8 protein-coding genes are annotated in these 15189 nt (G+C 63.0%); 5 read left to right on the plus strand and 3 right to left on the minus strand.

Annotated features, from left to right (window positions below; genetic code table 11):
- The first annotated feature begins 259 nt into the window (after positions 1 to 259).
- A complete protein-coding gene (locus ACJRPG_RS21025; RefSeq protein WP_408002050.1) occupies positions 260 to 8317 on the plus strand; it encodes a beta strand repeat-containing protein in 8058 nt (2685 codons plus the stop codon).
- Here ACJRPG_RS21025 and ACJRPG_RS21030 read toward each other — a convergent pair.
- The 3 genes from ACJRPG_RS21030 to ACJRPG_RS21040 are packed head-to-tail and all read right to left on the minus strand — an operon-like array spanning position 8314 to position 11030.
- Positions 8314 to 9537, minus strand: a complete 1224-nt coding sequence (locus ACJRPG_RS21030; protein ID WP_408002051.1) for a glycosyltransferase — start codon at positions 9535 to 9537, stop codon at positions 8314 to 8316. The genes ACJRPG_RS21025 and ACJRPG_RS21030 overlap by 4 nt on opposite strands.
- Positions 9538 to 10017, minus strand: a complete 480-nt coding sequence (locus ACJRPG_RS21035; RefSeq protein ID WP_408002052.1) for a nuclear transport factor 2 family protein — start codon at positions 10015 to 10017, stop codon at positions 9538 to 9540.
- Positions 10014 to 11030: a proline iminopeptidase-family hydrolase gene (locus ACJRPG_RS21040; RefSeq protein ID WP_408002053.1), complete on the minus strand. Its 1017-nt coding sequence runs from the start codon at positions 11028 to 11030 to the stop codon at positions 10014 to 10016. Before ACJRPG_RS21040 ends, ACJRPG_RS21035 begins: the two co-directional genes overlap by 4 nt.
- An 85-nt stretch (positions 11031 to 11115) precedes the next feature.
- Here ACJRPG_RS21040 and ACJRPG_RS21045 point away from each other — a divergent pair, with 85 nt between their 5' ends.
- The 4 genes from ACJRPG_RS21045 (at position 11116) to ACJRPG_RS21060 (ending at position 15188) form a co-directional block, all read left to right on the plus strand.
- Positions 11116 to 12564 carry an NYN domain-containing protein gene (locus ACJRPG_RS21045; RefSeq protein WP_408002054.1) on the plus strand — a complete coding sequence of 483 codons (1449 nt, stop codon included), beginning with the start codon at positions 11116 to 11118 and terminating at the stop codon, positions 12562 to 12564.
- A 98-nt stretch (positions 12565 to 12662) separates the two neighbouring features.
- Positions 12663 to 13514, plus strand: coding sequence for an MOSC domain-containing protein (locus ACJRPG_RS21050; RefSeq protein WP_408002055.1), 852 nt, complete (start codon positions 12663 to 12665; stop codon positions 13512 to 13514).
- Between the two features lie 16 nt (positions 13515 to 13530).
- Entirely contained in the window at positions 13531 to 14676 is a 1146-nt protein-coding gene (locus tag ACJRPG_RS21055; protein WP_408002056.1) for a GGDEF domain-containing protein, read from the plus strand.
- 77 nt (positions 14677 to 14753) lie between these two features.
- Positions 14754 to 15188 carry a hypothetical protein gene (locus ACJRPG_RS21060; protein ID WP_408002057.1) on the plus strand — a complete coding sequence of 145 codons (435 nt, stop codon included), beginning with the start codon at positions 14754 to 14756 and terminating at the stop codon, positions 15186 to 15188.
- Position 15189 lies beyond the last annotated feature (1 nt).

The raw sequence follows: 15189 nt of genomic DNA on the forward strand, positions 1-15189 counted from the left end.
CCCGCCTTGCGCGGGATTTTTTTCCGGTGGCTCATGCGGTGGTGAGTGCTGCCGAATTGAGGCAGCTTGCCGCGGCCGACCTGCTACTGACGGCCTGAACAGATCTCGCGTCCTTGCAGAGGCCCGGGTTTCTTTGATTTGTCCCAGCTGCCGCTGGTGGGGGTTTTGTTCGACGCAACGTTTTTCGTGGGAATCGGAGAGTTTTCAGCCCGAAACTATGTGCTACTCTGGCTGGTTTAAATGATAAGACACGATTCCCTTGAGCACGCAAAACATCTACGGCACGAATGGCGATGATAGTCTGGTAGGCGAGAGCACCGACGATTCGATTGAAGGCGGCGATGGCAACGACACGCTGCTTGCAGCAACTGGTGCCGACACGCTGGACGGCGGCGCCGGCAACGACCTCCTGGTGGCGGCCGCAGGCACCGCGTCAATGGCTGGCGGCGACGGGGATGACCTGCTGGTGCTTTACAACTCATGGGCAAGCACGGAATTGGTGGCCAATGGTGGAGCCGGCACTGATATTTTCCGCCCGCAGCAATCCTATATCGCCGGGCCGATCCGCATCGGCGACTTCCAGGGCGGTGCAAATGGCGATCTTATCGACCTCAGCAGCTTGCTTGAATACAGTGGATTTCGTACAGGTAATCCCTTCGCTGCAGCGAATCAGTATATCCGCCTCGTGCAGAGCGGCAACGACACTTTGTTGCAATGGGATATGGATGGCAAGGGGACAGCGAGTGGGTTCGTGACGGCGCTCCGACTTTCGTCCACAAAGGTCGGGACGCTGACATCGGCAAACTTCATCGGCGGCTTCAAGCTGGATGGATCGGCGATGAGCGGACGGCTGATGGAGGGCAGTGGCGCGGACGATGAGTTGTACGGTGGGATGCAGAACGATACGCTGCGCGGTGCGGCGGGCGATGACAGCCTGGCAGGCGGCGCCGGCAACGATGTGCTCGAAGGGGGCGATGGCCTCGATTACCTGGTTGGCCATGACGGCCACGATACGTTGCTGGGTGGCGCGGGCGACGACGAGCTCGACGGTGGTTCCAATCCGGATACACCGTTCCCCGACGATGACCGGCTTGAAGGGGGCGATGGCAACGACACGCTGTGGTCCACCTCTGGCAACGATACCCTCATGGCCGGCGCCGGCGACGACTTGATCGTTGTCGGCGGCAGCCTCCTTGGTCCCCGCGTCTCGGCAGACGGCGGAACCGGCGACGACATTCTCGATATCGCGCTGGAAATGGGCGTAACGGGCACGCTGACTGGCGGCGCTGGCAGCGACCTGTTCACGATCAGGGGGGCGTGGAGCAGCGGCAGCTATATCATCACCGATTTCAAGGCCGGAGAGGGCGGCGACCGCCTCGATTTGCTGCCTATGCTTGAGAGCAACGGCTACAACAGCGGCGGCGCGAACACCAATCCCTTCGCCAGTGGGGTGTTGAGCCTGGTTCAGAAGGGCGCGGATGTGCAAGTGGTGGTCGATCCGGACGGCAGCGCCTTCAGCTATTTCACGCCCGCGATACTGGTAACGCTCAAGAACGTGCAGCGCAGCCAGCTCACCGCCGACAATCTGGCAGGACTGGCGCCCGATGGTTCGCCGTTGCCGGTGCGGGAGCAGGCGGGCGGTGACGGCCACGATGTGCTGAATGGCACGCCGTTCAATGATGCCCTGTATGGCGGGGCTGGCAATGATACGCTGGACGGCCGTTTCGGCAACGATGTGCTGGACGGCGCGGCGGGCGACGACGTGCTGTACGACAGCCGCGGCGACGACGAGCTGCACGGTGGAGAAGGTGACGATGTCCTGTTTGCCACACAAATCGGCAACAACGTCTTGTATGGCGAGGGCGGCGATGATCTGCTGGTTTCGCGCAACGGCAATAACCTGCTCGATGGCGGCGATGGCGAGGACTTCTTCGATGTCGCATTCGCGGACAAGAGCTCGGTCACCATACGCGCTGGCGCCGGGGATGACACAATCAGCCTGGGCATTGCAACCGGCACCGCGGCGATGGGCGCAGTCGATGCGGATGGCGGCGACGGCGACGATTTATTTGTATTCAACAAGGCTCCGGGCGAGGCTGCGGCGAGCCGGTTCATCTTGCGTGGCGGCGCCGGCAGCGATACTTACCTGTTTGCGGCCGGCGTGCGCGGCACCTTTACCATTACCGATTTTGGCGCAGAGGACAAGATCGACCTCCGTGGCCTGCTGAACGAAACGCTCTACCCGGATGGCTTCGCTGGCGACAACCCTTTCAGCGCCGCGGCAAAAACGCTGCGCCTGGTGCAGGTCGGCGGCGACACCCAACTGCAGTACAGCCACGCTGACTCTACCGGCGGCACCTTCAAGCCACTGCTGATACTGCAGAATGTCAATGTGGCGAGCGTGACCGCCGCCAATTTCGTGGAGGGCCTGCGTCCCGACGGCAGTCCGGTCCCGGGCCTGCGCATCGATGGCACCGGGCTGGGCGAGCAGTTGACCGGCAGTTCCTTTAACGACACCGTGCTCGGTGGCGGCGGCGAGGACACCATCTTCGGCGGCCGCGGCGATGATTCCCTGGTTGGCGACAATGCCGATGAAGCGTTGGTCGGCGGCGAGGGCAGCGATACCCTGGAGGGCCGCGGTGGGCACGACCTGCTGTTCTCGGACGGCAACGCGAACACCGGTCGCAGCGGCAACGACAGCCTGGATGGCGGCGCCGGCAACGACACCCTGGTCGGAGATGGCGGGCGCGGCGACGACAGCCTTGCCGGCGGCACGGGTGACGACCTTATTTACGTCAGCAACGGCTATGGCCGTATGGCGGCGGATGGCGGCGACGGCAACGATGTCCTTTATCTCGGCAGCCAATTCATCCGCCTCGGCGCGGTTGCCGAGCGCAGTGTTCTGCTGCACGGCGGCAGCGGGCGCGATGCGTTCGTGCTGGGTGACGCAGCCGTCACTGCGGGCACCACCATCGATGATTTCCAGGCAGGCGCCGGCGGCGACGTGCTGGACGTGCGGGGCTTGCTCAAAGGCCTACCGGGCTACCAGGGCGGCGATCCCTTTGTGGCGGGGAAACTGCGGCTGGTGCAGGCAGGAACCGATACCCAGCTGGAACTCAACAGCGGTGCCGGCTACAGCAGTCTGGTTCGCTTGAAGAATGTACAGGTAAGCGACCTGGTACTGCAGAACTTTGGCGGCGGCGTCGGACCGGGCGGCGACCACGCCGGCGGCAGCACGCTGACCGGCAGCAACGGCAATGACGATTTGCTCGGCGACTGGTTCGACGACAGCCTCAGCGGCGGTGGCGGCAACGACCGCCTGAATGGCGCCGGCGGCGACGATACCTTGCGCGGAGGCGACGGCCACGACACCCTGATCGCGGGCAACGGTGCGGACCTGCTAGACGGCGGCGCCGGAAACGACCTGCTGGACCTGAGTCAGTTTGCGGCCGACGCCAAGGCTGTAGTGCGAGCGGTGGGCGGCGAAGGAGCTGACCGCTTCAAGCTCACTGGCGAGCTGCCGGTGGGCGTCAGTGCTGTGCTGGAGGGAGGGGCGGGGCGTGATACTTATGTACTGGGCTCCGAGCCGCGCGCCGATGTGCGGGTGCTTGACTTCGTAGCCGGGCCGGGTGGCGACGTCATCGATGTCGATGCGGCCCTCGCCAAAATCTCCTTCAATCTGAACGGGAACCCCTTTGCCAGTGGGCAGTTGCGCCTGGTACAGGACGGCAGCGACACGCTGCTGGTGCTGCCGCCTATCCAGAATAGTTACCCTTACGCGCAATATACGCTGTTGCGCCTGGTCGGCATCGACAAGGCAACGTTGACGATCGACAACTTCTCATCAGCAATAGCCCCCGATGGCTCACCCAAGGCCGGGTCGCTCATCGAAAGCAGCGACCACTATGTTTTCGCCGGGCCATACAACGATACGATTTTGGGCACCACGGGCGAAGACAACCTCGAGGGCCGGGGTGGTGACGACTATATCGATGGCCGCGCTGGGGCAGATTCAATTTTCGGCGGGGAGGGTAACGACACCCTGGTTGGCGGCGCCGGTGACGTTCTGCGCGGTGACAATGGCAATGACGTGTATATCGTCAATAGCGCCGGCGTGACCGTCAATGAATGGGGCACTGGGCTCGATAGCGTGCGCCTGAACTACCGCGCCGATAATTTCACCCTTGCCGAAGGCGTCGAAGATCTGTTTGTGGATATCGGGCAGGCCGTCAAAGCAGTCGGCAACGGCGTTGCCAACCATATGGTCGGCAATACGGGCGCCGACACGCTAAGCGGCGGTGATGGCAATGACACCATCGATGGCGGCGCGGGGAGCGATAAGCTGGCTGGCGGGCTGGGCGATGATGTCTATGTCGTCGATGATGCCGGCGACACCGTGACTGAAGCAGCCGCAGAAGGCACCGACACGGTCCACGCCAGCGCGGCCAGCTTCACGCTGAGCACCAATGTCGAACACTTGCGCTATACCGGCAGTGCAAGTTTCAGTGGTACCGGCAATGCGCTGGCGAACCAGCTCCATGGCGGAGCAGGCAACGACTCGCTGTCCGGATTCGGAGATAACGACAGCTTGCGCGGCAATGGAGGCATCGATACCTTGCTTGGCGGTGAGGGAGACGACCAGCTCTATCTCAGCGCCGGGCTGGCCGATGGTGGTGCAGGCACCGATACCGTGTACCTGGACGGCGCTTTTGCAGACTTCAGCCGCGCACGTGTCAGCGTGTCGGACCTGCGCCTCACCCATGGTGCCAGCGGCAGGGTGCTTACACTGCGCGGTGTGGAGAACGTGGTGTTTTCGGATGGCAGCCGTACCCTGGCGCAGTTGGGCACCAACGTCGCCAGCGAGTTTGCTGATTCGCTGAGCGGGACTGCCGGCAATGACCTGATCGATGGCATGGCAGGGGCCGACACCATGCAGGGCGGTGCCGGCGACGATATCTATCTTGTCGACGACGCGGCCGACCAGACAATCGAGCTGGTGAACGAAGGCCGTGACGAGGTCCGTGTCGTATTCAAGGCCGCAGGAACATACACGCTGGCGGCAAACGTGGAAGACGCAACGGCAGGCGGCAGCGCAGCGCTGGGACTGACGGGTAACGAACTGGCAAACAGGCTGATTGGCAATGGCGCAGCCAATGCGCTGACCGGCGGCCAGGGTGACGACACGCTCGATGGTGGCGCAGGGGCGGACAAGCTTGCCGGAGGCGCCGGCGCCGATCTCTATTTCGTGGACGTATCCGGTGACGTGATTACGGAAGCGGAAAATGCAGGAGCCGACACGGTTCGCGTTACCGCGGGCAGCTATACGCTCGCAGCGAACGTCGAGCATATGTTGTACACCGGTACGGCAAATTTCGCCGGCACCGGCAATCTGTTGGCGAACGAAATCACTGGCGGTTCGGGCAATGATTCGCTGTCCGGCCTTGCAGGCGACGACACGCTGCAAGGCAATGGGGGTGCGGACACGCTGCTTGGCGGTGAGGGTAACGACCAGCTTTATCTTGGTACAGGTTCCGGTGTGGCCGATGGGGGAGCGGGCACTGACACGCTGTTCCTGAATGCGGCATTGGCGGACTTCGTTCGTAGCCGCACCGGAGATACGGAGCTGCGGCTTACGCACAGCGTGAGCGGCAAGACAATCACGCTGCGTGGCGTGGAATCGGTCGCATTCTCTGATGGCAGCCGCTCGCTGGTGCAGCTGGTCGGCAACGTCCCTAGTGATTTCGCGGATATGCTGACCGGTACCGGCGGCAGCGATACGATCGACGGCATGGCAGGAAACGATACCTTGACCGGTGGCGCAGGCAACGATGTGTATATCATCGATGCCGCGGGCGACCGGGTTGTCGAGGCGTTGAACGAGGGCCGGGACGAAGTGCGCGTTGGCTTCAAGGCTGCTGGCGTCTACACGCTGGCCGCGAATGTGGAGGATGCCGCGGCTCAGGGTACGGCGGCCATTGCGTTGACCGGCAATGAGCTGGCAAACAGACTGACCGGCAACAGCGCCGCCAATACGCTGGACGGCGGCCTTGGCAACGATACGCTCGACGGTGGTGCTGGCGCCGACAAGATGGCGGGCGGTGGCGGCGACGACGTGTATTACGTTGATAGCGTGAGCGACGCCATTACGGAAGCTGTTGGCAGTGGCGCGGACAAGGTCATCACGGCGCTGGCGAAATACACGCTTGCAGCGAATGTCGAAAACGTCGAGTACACAGGTAGCGCGGCATTCGCTGCTACCGGCAATGCGCTCGACAATATGATCGACGGCGGCAGCGGCAACGACACCATCGATGGCGGTGCGGGCAGCGACACCTATATCGTGAGCGGAGCCTTTGCCGACTATGCGCGCTCGCGTCCCAATGCTACCGACCTGGTGCTCACCAAAGGCGCGCAGAAGATCACCCTGCGCAACGTGGAGAACGTGCAATTCAGTGATGCCACGAAGACGTATGCCGAACTGATTCTGAACGTCACCTCGATCGGCAACGACATCCTGACCGGCACCGCAGGCAACGATACCATCGATGGCCTGGCGGGCGTGGACACGATGAGCGGCGGGCAGGGCGACGACCGCTACGTGGTCGATGTGGAGGGCGATCTGGTAGCCGAAGAAGCGGGCGAGGGGACGGACACGGTGGAAGTGGCACTCGCGTCAGGCATCTGGCAATTGGGTGGCAACATCGAAAACGCCATCGTCACAGGCAGCCGTGCGGCCGGGCTGACCGGCAATGCGCTCGACAACCGCCTGACCGGGAACAGCGCTGCGAATGTGCTGGACGGAGGGGCCGGCAATGACACGCTTGATGGCGGCGCTGGCGCCGACAAACTGACGGGCGGCCTGGGCGACGACTGGTACTTCGTGGACAACGCTGGCGACGCGATTTCCGAAGCGGCCGGCGCCGGGACCGACAAAGTTATCACGGCACTGGCGAAGTACACGTTGGCCGCCAACGTCGAGAACCTGGAATACAGCGGCACGGCGGCCTTCGCGGGCACCGGCAACGCGTTGGACAACGTGATCGACGGCGGCAACGGCAATGACTCCATTGATGGCGGCGCCGGCAGCGACACCTACGTGGTCAGTGGCGCCTTTACCGACTACGCGCGCACGCGGCCGAACGCCACCGACCTGGTGCTGACGAAAGGCACGCAGAAGATCACCTTGCGCAACGTGGAGAACGTGCAGTTCAGCGATGGCGTGAAGACGCTGGCGGAACTGAACTTCAATATCACCTCGCTCGGTAACGACAACCTCACGGGCACCAGCGGCAACGACACGATGAACGGCCTGGCCGGCGCCGATACGATGAGCGGGGGCGCAGGCGACGATACCTATACGGTCGAGAATACAGGCGATACGGTTATCGAAGAAGGCGGCGAGGGCACGGACAAGGTCAATGTGGCTTACACGGCCGCCAACCAGACGTTCTCGCTGTCGGCGAATGTTGAACACGCCACGGTCACCGGCACGGTGGCCACTCACCTGGTGGGCAATGCGCTCGACAACATCCTGACCGGTAATGCGGCCGCCAACAAGCTGACTGGCGACGCGGGCGATGACACGCTGGACGGCGGCAAGGGCAACGATACGCTGACTGGCGGCACCGGCGATGACCTCTATTACGTGGACGCTGCAAGCGATGTGGCCATCGAGCTTGATGGCGAGGGCAGCGATACGGTGCTGAGCACCGCAGCCAGCTACACCCTGTCGGCTAACGTCGAGGTGCTGCGCTACACCGGCACGGCGGCCTTTACCGGCAAAGGCAATGCATCGGACAACGCCATCACTGGCGGTAATGGCGCCGACAAGCTGTTCGGGGAGGCAGGTAACGACACGCTGGCAGGCGGCGCAGGCAACGACGCCCTCACCGGCGGCACGGGCGCCGACGTGTTTGTGCTGTCAGGCGGCCTCGATACCATCAGCGACTTCGTCACGGGTACGGATTGCATCCAGGTCCTGCGTACGCTGGTCGGCAATGGAGACAGCGTGATCGACCATGCGCTGACCTATGGCGCCACGAACGGCTTTGCCGCCGACGCGGAACTGGTGGTGTTCACGCAGAACGCCGCCAGCCTGGCGACGGCGAACGTAGCCAAGGCAATCGGCAATGCCGCATCGGCCTACCAGCTTGGCGACAAGGCGCTGTTCGTGATCCACAGCGGCACGTCGACAGGACTGTACCTGTTCAGCAGCAGCGCGGCCGATGCGGTGGTGAGTGCCGCCGAACTGACGCAGATTGCGACGCTGACCGGTGTACCGGCCATTGCCGCGGCCGACCTCCTGCTGACAGCTTAAGCGAGCACGAAGCGCATCTGGGCCGGCAAACATTGCCGGTGCAGGTCGTAGTGCTCCACGACGGTCTGGCGCGCCGCCTGGCGCAATGCGCCAAGGCTGCTGCGCCGGCCCAGCGCGTCGGCGACGGTGTGGGCCAGCGCCTGCGGATCGAAGAAATCCGTCAGGAGGCCGTTCCGGCCATGTTCGATGACTTCTTCCAGCGGCGCAGTACGCGAACCGACGACCAGGCAGCCGGTGCTCATCGCTTCCAGCAGGGACCAGGACAGCACGAAGGGGTAGGTCAGGTAGGTGTAGACCGCCGAAACCTGCATGAGCTGCGTCAGCAGCTCATGCGGCAGTTTGCCGACGAAATGTACGCGGCGCATGTCCAGCCCTGATGCAACTTCGTCGCGGAAGATGGCTTTCCAGGTTTTTCCCGCCGGGGCCGCGGCGCCATAGCTCGCGCCATCGCCGCCGACGATCACAATGCGGGCATTCGGGCGCAAGCGCTGCAATTCGGGCAGCGCGCGCATGAAAATATGGTAGCCCCGATAGGGTTCAAGCTGGCGTGAGACGAAGGTGACGACTTCATCGCCCGGCCGCAGCGTAACGCCAGCAGCGGCGAGCGAAACACTGGCCCCTGCGTCGGGACGGAAGCGGTCCGTATCAATGCCGTCATGGATCACCGAAATCTTCTCGCGGCACCAGGCCGGATGGCGGTCGCGCTGGAAATGCGTCGGAGAGAGCGCGGCGTCGGCGTCGGACAGCGCATGCATCAGGTGCGTATTGCGCAGGCGCAGGCGCTGTAGTTCGGCCAGCGTTGGCTGCTTGCTGAACTCCGGATCGAAGAAGGAATCGCCACCCTCTGCGGCGTAGTAGTATTCCGCATACACCAGAACGCGCGCATGCGGGAACACGTCGCGCACGAAAAACGCTTCGCCCCAGCCGGGATGCACGAACACCGTATCCGGCGTGAAGCCCTGCTCCTTCAAGCGGGCCAGCGCGGCCGATGCGGACTCGCCGCGCAGTACTTTACTGAACAGGTCACGCAGTTGCGCCGGCTGTTCGCCGGCGCCGGCGGGCACCCGTGCCTGGTGCGCGAAGTAGCGGACGCCTGGCAGCGCTTCGACGTTCGAACGCATACCCAACGCAACAACTTCATGTCCCGCCGCCGCAAGGGCTGGCGCAAGATGGCGGAACTGGCCCGGAAAGTTCTGGTGGATGAAGAGGAAACGCGCCATTTACTTCTTTTGTTCCTGCTTTGCGATCATGGCAGTGAAGGAATCCAGCAGCTCGTTCGGTACGGCCAGCGACAGCTGGTAGTGCTCGATCAGGAAGCCCTTGCCGGTGTTGCGCAGCACGCCGCTGGCCTGGCAGGTGCCCATCTGCGTGTTCAGCTGCTCGTCGAACCACACATATTTTTTGTCCGGCGAAAAATAGACATTGCGTTTCTGCGCCGTGAAGGCCCAGGCCTTCTTCTTGTCCCAGTAAGGCTTGGCCCAGGCCTTGAACTGGTCGCGCGTCCACACTTCCGTTTTGTCGGTGCCGATGTACACGCCCTGGGGCGCGATCTTGTCGAAGTATTCGGGGCGGGTGTTGGCGGCATCGTCGTGCCAGCGGTCGACGAAGGCGTTCACCTGCTGGCGGAAAGCTGCATCGTTCTGCGCGAAGGCGCTGGCGGCGGCGAGCAGCAGCAGGGCGGCGGTAAACAGGCGTTTCATCTGGCGCCTTTCTTGTCGGTCTTCTGCAGGAAGGCGATCAGGCCCTTGAAGTAAGTCTGCTGATCGTCATACATGGCCATATGGCTGCCTTTCGGGCAGTAGAGATAAGTGCCCTGCTTGACCTTCTGCGACATCATCTTCATGTGCGCCGGGTCCATGGTGTCATGCTCGGCGCCGATCACGAGCGTGGGCACGGTGATTTTCGGCAGGTCCTTCACGCGGTCCCAGTTCTCCAGGATGCCGCTGGCGCCCAACTCGCTCGGACCCTGCATCGGCACGTAGACTTTCTGGTTCATGCGCGAGAAGGAGCGGTTGACGGGCTCGGGCCATTGCTCCGGCGGCATGCGCAGCACGTGATAGACGTAGTGGTTCGCCAGCAGCAGCTCCATGTAGCGCGGATCGGTGTACTTCTTCTCCGCCTCCAGCTGCTTGATCTCGGCCAGCACCTTCTGGTCCATCTTCGGCATCAGCACCTTGTTCGCATACTCGTTGTAAGCAGGGATGCTGGCCATCATATTGGAGATGATCAGGCCCTTGAGGTTCTGCTGGTATTTCAGCGCGTACTCCATTGCCAGGATGCCGCCCCAGGAGTGGCCCAGCAGGTAGAAGTTGCTGCTGTCCAGGCCCAGCGCCTTGCGCACCTGTTCCACTTCTTCCACGAAGCGCGCGGTATCCAGCAGCGAGGGATCGTCCGGCTGGTCGCTGCGCGCGGAGCCCAGCTGGTCGTAGTAGTAGTACTCGATGCCCGCGCCGGGGAAGTAGCTGTCGAAAGCCTCGAAGTATTCGTGGGTGGCGCCGGGGCCGCCATGCAGCAGCAGGACCTTGATGGTGGGGTTGTTCCCCACGCGCTTGGTCCATACCTTGAAAGCGCCTTTCGGCGTCTGGATCGGTATCAGGCGTGCGCCGCCGGACAGCACGTCGCTGCGGCCCGTGTTGTCAAAGTACGAGGGGCCGGCGTGGGCCGGCGCGGTGAACAGCGAAAATGCAGCGAGGACGGCCAGCAGGAACTTCATCTTCAGCTCTCCGGATAAGTTGAACGGTGCAGAATACACCAGACTGTATAATCCCTGGCTTGCATAATCAACACTCATCTCAATCATGGCTTCCAACGAAAATGTCAGCATGGCGCTGTTCTGCGACTTTGAAAACGTCGCACTGGGCGTGCGGGACGCGAACTACGAGAAATTCGATATCCGTCCTGTGCTGGAGCGCCTGCTGCTGAAGGGCAGCATTGTGGTCAAGAAGGCCTACTGCGACTGGGACCGCTACAAAGGTTTCAAGGGCGCCATGCATGAGGCGAACTTCGAGCTGATCGAGATTCCCCATGTGCGCATGTCGGGCAAGAACTCGGCCGATATCCGCATGGTGGTGGATGCGCTGGACCTCTGCTATACCAAGTCCCATGTGAACACCTTCGTCATCATCTCCGGCGATTCCGATTTTTCGCCGCTGGTATCCAAGCTGCGCGAGAACAACAAGAAGGTGATCGGCGTTGGCGTGAAGGATTCCACCTCCGACCTGCTGGTGGCCGGCTGCGATGAATTCATCTTCTACGACGACCTGGTGCGCGAAAGCCGCCGTCATGGCGCCAAGCGCGACCAGCGCGATGCGCCGCAGGCCAAGCGCTCGCCGGAAGAAGAGAAGCGCAAGCGCGACGAGACGGACAAACGCCGCAGCCAGGCCGTCGATATCGCCTACGAGACCTTCGATGCGCTGATGGCCGAACGCGGCGACAGCGGCAAGATCTGGGCGTCCGTGCTCAAGGAAGCAATCAAGCGCCGCAAGCCGGACTTCAGCGAGTCCTACTATGGCTACCGCACCTTCGGCAACCTGCTGGAAGAAATGAAGGCGCGCGGCCTGCTGGAATTCGGCCGCGACGAGAAGTCGGGCGCCTATGTGTACCGCAGCGCCGGCGTGCCGCTGGCCGCTGCGCAGCAGCCGGCCGCCGATGTGCAGGCGGATGCCGAGCAAGCGAGCACCGAGCAGGTGGAGGCCGGGGATAACGCCGAGGGCCGCCAGGAAGGGCGCCGTGGCCGCGGCAACCGTGGCGGCCGCAATCGCCGTCCGGGTACCGAGCGCGACAACGCGGCGCCGGCCGCCGTTGCGGAAGAAGCACAGGCGCCGGTCGCGGTCTTCCCGTCGGAGGTGGTGGAGTTCTCCACTGAGGCGGGGGCGGAGCCCGAAGCAGCTGCCGTGGAAGTGGAAGCCGTGCCGGCCAAGCGTCCTGCGCGCAAGACCCCGGCCCGCAAGACGGCGCGCAGCAAAGCCGTTCCGGCTGAAGCCGGGACCGTTGCCGAGGCGCCTGCCGCAGCAGCGGAGGCGGACAGCGCCGAGGCGCCAAAGCCGCGCCGCCCGGCACGTGCGCCGCGTGCCAGCCGCGCCGCGCCGAAGTCGGATGCCGCAGCGGCCGATGCAGCGCCAGTGGCCGATGTTCCTGCATTGGCTGAAACGGCAACGCCGGCCAAACGCGTTCCGAAACCCGGCAAGCACTCCGCGCCGGCGCGCAGCAGGCTGCCGCGCAAACCGAAAGCCAAGACAGAAGGCTAAGTCCACCCGGGACATTTAACCATCTGTGCACCCGCCGATTTACTGGCGGGCGCTTTACTGCCATACTTGCCGACATAAAGAACGAATGTCGGCAAGTCATGGCAACCCTGTCTGAAATCAACCTCTATCCAATCAAATCCTGCGGCGGCATTTCGCTGGAGCGGGCGACCATCACCCGCGCCGGCGTGATGAGCGAGCAGATATACGACCGTGAATGGATGGTGGTGGACCAGCAGGGCATGTGCGTCACCCAGCGCGAACATCCGCGCATGGCGCTGATCAAACCGCGCATCCGGCTCGATACGCTGGAGCTGAGTGCGCCGGGCATGCTGCGCCTGGAGATTCCGCTTGGCCTGCCCGACCCTTCGGAAGCGCCGACGCTGCAGGTGACGTTGTGGGAAGAAACGTTCAAGGCTTACGACTGCGACGCCACCACGGCCGCCTGGTTCTCGAACTACCTTGGCATTCCCTGCCGCCTGGCGCGCTTCCATCCGGATGTTACGCGGCTGGCGAGTGAAAAGTGGACCGGCGGCGTGCAAGCGCCAACCCTGTTCTCGGATGGCTATCCCATTCTCGTCGCCAGCACCGGCTCCCTGGAAGACCTGAACGGCAAGCTGCGCGCACAGGGCCGGGAAGCGATTCCCATGAACCGCTTCCGTCCCAACATCGTCATCGACGGCATCGAGGCGTTTGAAGAAGATTATGCCGAAACCTATCGTGCAGGCGAGCTGCTGCTCAAGCCAGTGAAGCCATGTCCGCGCTGCCCGATGCCCTCCATTGACCAGAGTACCGGCGAATTCGGTCCCGACCCGATGGATATCCTGCAAACCTACCGCGCCAAGGCGGAAGTGGATGGTGCGGTCTGCTTCGGCATGAACAGCATCGTGCTCGAAGGCGACGGCGTGCAGGTGGAAGTGGGGCAGGAAATGGAAGTCGAACTGGCATTCTGAATTCAGGCAGGTGGCAATGACGCAGAATATGACGGGCAAGGACCTCACGCACACCGAGCTGGTGGCGGAGAATCAGGCGCTGCGCGCACGCATGGCCTATATGCTGGAACAGGCCGAACGCAATCATTCGATCATGATGCGCCACCAGGCTTTCGACCTGGAGATTGTGGGCGCGTCCAGCTTCCCTGAGCTGATCGGCACCATCTTCCGTACCCTGCCCATCATCTCCGAACTCGATAGCGTAACCCTGTCCCTGATGGACGAGGATGCCGACATCCATTTCGTCATGCAGAAGCTGGGCGTGGATTTCAACGAGTTCCCCGGCCTGCTGTTTGCCACCGATGTCGAGCAGCTGGGCTTCGACCTTGGCGAGCGCAGTGCTGGCTCGGCGCCGCCCAAGCCCGTGCTGGGCATGTACGACCCCGCGCGGCATGGAGCGCAGTTTCCAGATTCCACCCAGCGCCTGCAAAGCATTGCGCTGGTGCCGCTGCTGCGCAACAAGCGCATCATCGGCAGCCTGAACCTGGGCAGCCGCGATCCCTCGCGCTTCACACCCAGCCTCGGCACCGACTTTGTCGAACACATGGCATCGATCATTGCGATCTGCCTCGAGAACGTCATCAGCAACGAAATGCTGAAGTACATCGGGCTGACCGATTCGCTGACCGGCGTGTATAACCGCCGCTACATCGACCGCCGCCTGCTGGAAGAGATCTCGCGCGCACGCCGCCAGAACTACCAGATCTCCTTCATGTACATCGACATCGACCACTTCAAGCGCGTCAACGATACAGTGGGCCACCAGGGCGGCGACGAGGTGCTGCGCGAAGTCGCCAACCGCATCAAGGCCGAACTGCGCCTGTCGGATGCGCTGGCGCGCTTCGGCGGCGAGGAATTCGTGGTGCTGCTGATCGACGCCGACCTCGACGCGGCGATGTTCGTCGCGGAGCGCATCCGCGCCGGCATCGAGGCCAGCCTGATCGAACTTTCGCACGGCCTCAAGGTGTCGATCACCGCTTCGCTCGGCGTCGCCAGCCTGGCCTGCACGGTGGACGCCAGCCCCGAGGAAACCGCGCTGGAACTGATCGCCCATGCGGACGAGGCCCTGTACCAGGCGAAAGAGGGCGGCCGCAACCGCGTGGTGCGTTACGTTCCGCAGTAAGCCGCTTACAAATCTACTGAAGTTTTTTCCAGCCGCCTTGGGATAATCGCCAGCTTGCGAATATCCCGAGGACCGCCATGAAGCTCCATCACCTGTTTTCCGCCTTGCTGCTTGCCGCCTGCGTCGCCGCTACCCCGGCCCACGCTGCCGACGATGCCTCCAACTTCCTGCTCACTCCCGCGCTGATGAACAAGATGAAGGCCATCGATGCCGAGGTCAAGAAACAGAAGGGCGGCAAGGAAGACGACGATGAGGATGCGGTGAATCCCGAAACGGTGGCCGACCTGGCGCGCGAATTCGAGAAGGACAAGGTGGCAAAGGCCGTGCTGGCGAAGCACGGCGTGAGCAGCCGCGAAATGGCGTCCGCCACCTTCGCCCTGATGCATGCCGGCATGTATGTGATGTTCGAGCAGTCGATGGACAAGAAAAAGGCAGCCCAGCTGCTGGCCGGCTACACCAAGGCGCAGCAGGCCAATGTGGCGCTGGTGCGCTCGATGAACGCAAAAAAGTAAC

The organism is Pseudoduganella rhizocola (assembly GCF_045984285.3).
GTDB lineage: Bacteria > Pseudomonadota > Gammaproteobacteria > Burkholderiales > Burkholderiaceae_D > Rugamonas.